The following is a 4,519-nucleotide window of genomic DNA, read 5'->3' as shown; positions in this document are numbered from 1 at the left end:
GTTGTAAGCCAGATGCTTTCTATTTTTGGCACGAATCAGGCCGAGAAGTTTAAGCAATTGATAAACTGTGTTGAGCATTTTTTCGTTGGTGATAAAATTAGCCTGGCGTTGCGAGAATATACCGTGGCCACTGTAAAGACACCGGATGACTCCGATTTTTCGACTGTTGCCCTGCAGATGGGGATTTTAGGGGTAGGCCCTGTTCTTTATTCRGTATTTGTCTGCTTCAGCACCACCGAAGATGTTGAAGTCGATTTTTTGAATCAGTGTTTTTCCGGCGAGCATATCGTGGGTGAAATCAGTTTCGATTTTGCGAAGCAACTGCTGGATCAGGCGAGTTTTGAAAGAAGTCGAATGCGAGAAAAAATAATCGACCAACTCCCTGACTCAAGAGACAAACTGGTTCTTGAACTCTGCCCAGGACGCATTGGTTGATCGAATTGGATCTATACGACGGTTCAAGGGGGCGTGGGCTTTACCCGGTTTTGTAGCCAATACCCAAGACGCGGACTCAGCGCAAGGCATGGCCCGAAATCCGCGCCTCCTCCTCTAGCCATGCAAAAAACGCCCGGACCGGTGGATGACGTTCGCGTCCTGGCACGCACAGCGCGCTGTAGCCGGCGCCATCGACCTGGATTTCCCCCCGGTACGGCAACAACAGACCACTGGCCACGCTTTCCGACACCAGAATATTGCTTGCCAACACCAGACCTTGCCCGGCAATCGCTGCTTGCAGGGCGTAGTGCTCTTCGTCGTATTCGCGCACCGCTGGCCGGCCGCTCAGCCAGGTTTCGCCTGAGCGAGCGCACCAGGCTTCCCAGCCGTGGGCATAAAGCTTTGAGTTGTGCCAGCGCACGCTGATCAGCGTCGGGGCACGACTCAACGCCAGGGCCACTTGTTCGGGCGAGCCGTAGACACCGAAGGACTCATCGAACAGGCACTGGCCGTACAGGTTGGGGTAATCATCAAGGCTATAGCGCAGCACCAGATCGACACTGGCGTCCTGATGCAGATCGATGACTTCGCAGTGGGTATCGAGGCGCACATTGATGTTCGGGTGCCGAGCGTAGAAGCGTCCCAACCGCGGCACCAGCCACAGGGCAGCGAAGGCGGCGGTGGTGGAGACCGTCAGGCTGGCGCCACTGCGTTGCGGGCGCAGGGTATCGACACTTTGCGCCACTTCCAGAAAAGCCCCGTGCAGACTCTGGAACAGCCGTTTACCGCATTCGGTCAGGCGCACCTGGCGTGGCAGGCGCTCGAACAGCGGCACACCAAGCCAGGTCTCCAGAGAGCGGATCTGATGGGACACCGCCGTCGGGGTGACTGACAGTTCTTCGGCGGCAGCCTTGAAGCTCAACAGGCGTGAGGCGGATTCGAAGGCGCGCAGGGCGGTCAAGGGCAGCGAGGCAAACATTGAAATCTCCACAGATGAAATAAACTCATCCTGACTGATTTTTGCTCATTTGAAGATGGACAGCTGCGAGCTTCAAGCTGCAAGCAACAAGCCGTTTGATTCTAGTCCGGAGGAAGTACAGATGAGTAAAATTCTTGCGATACACGCCAGTCCACGGGGTGACCGTTCCCATTCGCGTCGCCTGGCTGAAAGTTTTCTCAGCGCCTGGCAAGTTCGCCACCCGCTGGCTCAGGTCACTCGTCGCGAAGTCGGCCGGGCGATGATCCCGGCGGTCAACGAAGCGTTCGTTGCGGCGGCGTTTTACCCGGAACCCGAAACGCGGCCGCTGTCGATGCAGGCGGATCTGGCGCTCAGCGATCAACTGGTCAACGAGTTGTTCGATCACGACCTGCTGCTGATCTCTACGCCGATGTACAACTTCAACGTGCCCAGCGGCCTCAAGGCCTGGGTCGATCAGATTGTGCGGCTGGGCCTGACATTCGATCACACGCTGGACAATGGCATCGCCCAATACACGCCGCTGTTGCAGGGCAAGAAAGCGCTGATCGTCACCAGTCGCGGCGGTTTCGGTTTCGGCCCGGGTGGCGAGCTTGAAGCGCTTAACCACGCTGATCCATGGCTGCGCACGGCGTTGGGTTTCATCGGCATCAACGACGTCACGGTGGTGGCGGCCGAGGGCGAGGAATCCGCCGAACGCACCTTCGCGGTGTCAGTGGCCGAGGCCGAGCAGCGCTTGCTGGCGCTGGCCGGGGAGTTCTAGATGGCCTGGCTGTTTCTGCTGGTCGCCGCCGGGTTCGAAGTCACCTTCGCCATGGGCATGAAGTACGCCGAGGGCTTCACCCGGCCCTGGCCTTCGCTGATCACGGTGGTGGCGGCTGTGGGCGGGATCTACTTCCTGACCCTGGCCATGCGCGAGTTGCCGGTGAGCATCGCGTACCCGATCTGGACGGCCATAGGTTCGCTGGGCACGGTGTTTCTCGGTTTCGCGCTGCTGGGCGAAAGCCTGACCGTGATCAAGCTGGTCTCGGTCGGGCTGATCGTGGCGGGCGTGGTGGGGTTGAAGTAGGGCGGATGACATAGACTTGTCATCTTCGCTGGCGATGCTTGGTGGATGTCTTTCATCCCGCCTTGCGTCACCGCCCGACCACCAGGATGTCCGCCCATGTCGCAAGGTTCTGCCCCGCGCTACCCGTTGGTGTTGGTCCCGGGAATGCTCGGGTTCATCCGCCTGGTGCTTTATCCCTACTGGTACGGGATCGTCGAGGCGTTGCGCCGGGGTGGTGCGGTGGTGTTCGCGGTGCAGGTCTCGCCGCTTAATTCGAACGAAGTGCGCGGCGAGCAATTGCTGGTACGGATCGAGGACATTTTGCGGGAAACCGGGGCCGACAAGGTCAACCTGATCGGTCATAGCCAGGGTTCGCTGACTGCCCGTTATGCGGCGGCCAAGCGTCCGGACCTGATCGCCTCGGTCACTTCGGTGGCGGGGCCGAATCACGGTTCGGAGCTCGCCGATTACCTGCACAAGCATTATCCCCATGACAGCGTCCGTGGTCGTCTGCTGTGCTTTTTACTGAGGATGGTCGGCGCGCTGATGGCTGTGCTGGATACCGGTTACCGCGGGCCGAAGCTGCCGGTGGACATCCATGCGTCCCATCACTCCCTCACCAGTGCTGGCGTCACGCTGTTCAACCAGCATTATCCACAGGGCTTGCCCGAAACCTGGGGCGGTCACGGGCCGGAAGAGGTCAACGGCGTGCGCTATTACTCCTGGTCCGGCACCTTGCAGCCGGGTATTACCGATCGCGGGCGCAATCTGCTGGATGGCACCAACCGCAGTTGCCGGTTGTTCGCCAAAACCTTCATCCGCGAAGCCGGGCATTGCGACGGCATGGTCGGGCGCTACAGCTCGCACCTGGGGACGGTGATTGGCGATGAGTATCCGCTGGATCACTTCGATATCGTCAACCAGTCGCTGGGGCTGGTGGGCAAGGGGGCCGAACCGATCCGGTTGTTTGTCGAGCATGCGGCGCGGCTGAATGCGGCAGGGCTTTAGTCCGCGTTATCGTTCATCGCGGGCAAGCCACGCTCCCACAGTGATTTGTGTTGCTCACAAAAACTGTGTGCAAGCTTGCTCGCGAAGACGCCGGATCAGGCAACGCCGACCTTACGACCCAACACCGTCGTCCAACGCTCGGAAACAATCACCCCACCCAAGGTCAGCACCCCGCCCACCAGGTGATACATCGCCAGTTGCTCATGCAGCACCACCGCCGCAATCAAGGCGGTAATCAGCGGCAGCAAATTGAAAAACTGCGTGGTCCGGCTCGGCCCCAGACGCACCACGGCCTGCATCCATGCCAGCGGCGCGACCATCGAAGCCAGCAGACAGGCGTACAGCACCAGCGGAATGTTCTGCAGGGTCGGGCCGACTTTCGATGAGGCGAGGAMCAGCGGAAACAGCACCAACACGGCCACCAGCACCTGCAAATACAGGAGCACCAGTGGCGGCAGCTTCAGCTGCCATTTTTTCAGCAGGGTGCTGTAGACCGCGTAGGCCAGGGTGGCGATCAGCATCATCGCGTCGCCCAGGTTGACCCCGTGTTCCAGCAACGCGCCAAGGCTGCCGGACGACACCACCACCAGGACACCGGCGAATGACAGTACCGCACCGGCCAGGGCACCCATGGTCAGGCGCTGGCCGAGGCTGATGATCGCCATGGCGAGCGACATCAGCGGCATCAGCGACAGGATGATGCCCATGTTGGTGGCCGAGGTCAGGCTCGCGGCGAAGTACGCCAGGCTTTGATAAACGGCCATGCCCAGTACACCGAGGACAAAGATCTTGCCCAGTTTCGGACGGATGAGTGGCCAATGGGCGAGCACCGGTTTGAGCATGAAGGGCGTGAACAGCAACCCGGCCAGCAGCCAGCGGTAGAAACCGATCTCGGCGGGGTAGATCGCCCCGGCAGACATTTTGGTGATCACGGTGTTGCCGGCCCAGATAAAAATGGCCAGCAGGGGATAAGCGTATTGCATCGGGAAAAACCAGAACGTTAATGAGGGGCAATTATCCACTTGTCTGGATGCAAGCCTATACTTCGATCC

General features: G+C 59.8%; 6 protein-coding genes. 4 read left to right on the top strand and 2 right to left on the bottom strand.

The window, feature by feature from the left end:
- Positions 1-435: hypothetical protein (locus ACXRVY_RS17925; protein ID WP_458237895.1), on the top strand; the 435-nt coding region annotated here is incomplete at its 5' end.
- Between the two features lie 76 nt (positions 436-511).
- Here ACXRVY_RS17925 and ACXRVY_RS17920 read toward each other — a convergent pair.
- Complete coding sequence (locus ACXRVY_RS17920) at positions 512-1,426, bottom strand: LysR substrate-binding domain-containing protein (RefSeq protein ID WP_223462559.1); 915 nt, start codon at positions 1,424-1,426, stop codon at positions 512-514.
- Between the two features lie 109 nt (positions 1,427-1,535).
- On the opposite strand from ACXRVY_RS17920, the gene ACXRVY_RS17915 reads away from it, so the two are divergent.
- The 3 genes from ACXRVY_RS17915 (at position 1,536) to ACXRVY_RS17905 (ending at position 3,467) form a co-directional block, all read left to right on the top strand.
- A complete protein-coding gene (locus tag ACXRVY_RS17915; protein WP_223462560.1) occupies positions 1,536-2,174 on the top strand; it encodes an FMN-dependent NADH-azoreductase in 639 nt (212 codons plus the stop codon).
- Positions 2,175-2,480, top strand: a complete 306-nt coding sequence (locus tag ACXRVY_RS17910) for a DMT family transporter (RefSeq protein WP_223462561.1) — start codon at positions 2,175-2,177, stop codon at positions 2,478-2,480.
- 96 nt (positions 2,481-2,576) lie between these two features.
- On the top strand, positions 2,577-3,467 hold the full coding sequence (locus ACXRVY_RS17905; protein WP_223462562.1) for an esterase/lipase family protein: 891 nt from the start codon (positions 2,577-2,579) through the stop codon (positions 3,465-3,467).
- A 95-nt stretch (positions 3,468-3,562) separates the two neighbouring features.
- On the opposite strand, the gene ACXRVY_RS17900 is transcribed toward ACXRVY_RS17905, so the two are convergent.
- Positions 3,563-4,450 carry a DMT family transporter gene (locus tag ACXRVY_RS17900; protein WP_458237894.1) on the bottom strand — a complete coding sequence of 296 codons (888 nt, stop codon included), beginning with the start codon at positions 4,448-4,450 and terminating at the stop codon, positions 3,563-3,565.
- Positions 4,451-4,519 lie beyond the last annotated feature (69 nt).

Source organism: Pseudomonas sp. P5_A2_2 (genome assembly GCF_054177685.1).
Note: the sequence above shows the minus strand (reverse complement) of the source record. Positions and strands in the feature narration are given on the sequence as shown.

Coding starts and splice junctions, on each gene's coding strand:
- ACXRVY_RS17905 (WP_223462562.1), top strand. CDS start 2,577: ATGTCGCAAGGTTCTGCCCCGCGCTACCCGTTGGTGTTGGTCCCGGGA.
- ACXRVY_RS17910 (WP_223462561.1), top strand. CDS start 2,175: ATGGCCTGGCTGTTTCTGCTGGTCGCCGCCGGGTTCGAAGTCACCTTC.
- ACXRVY_RS17915 (WP_223462560.1), top strand. CDS start 1,536: ATGAGTAAAATTCTTGCGATACACGCCAGTCCACGGGGTGACCGTTCC.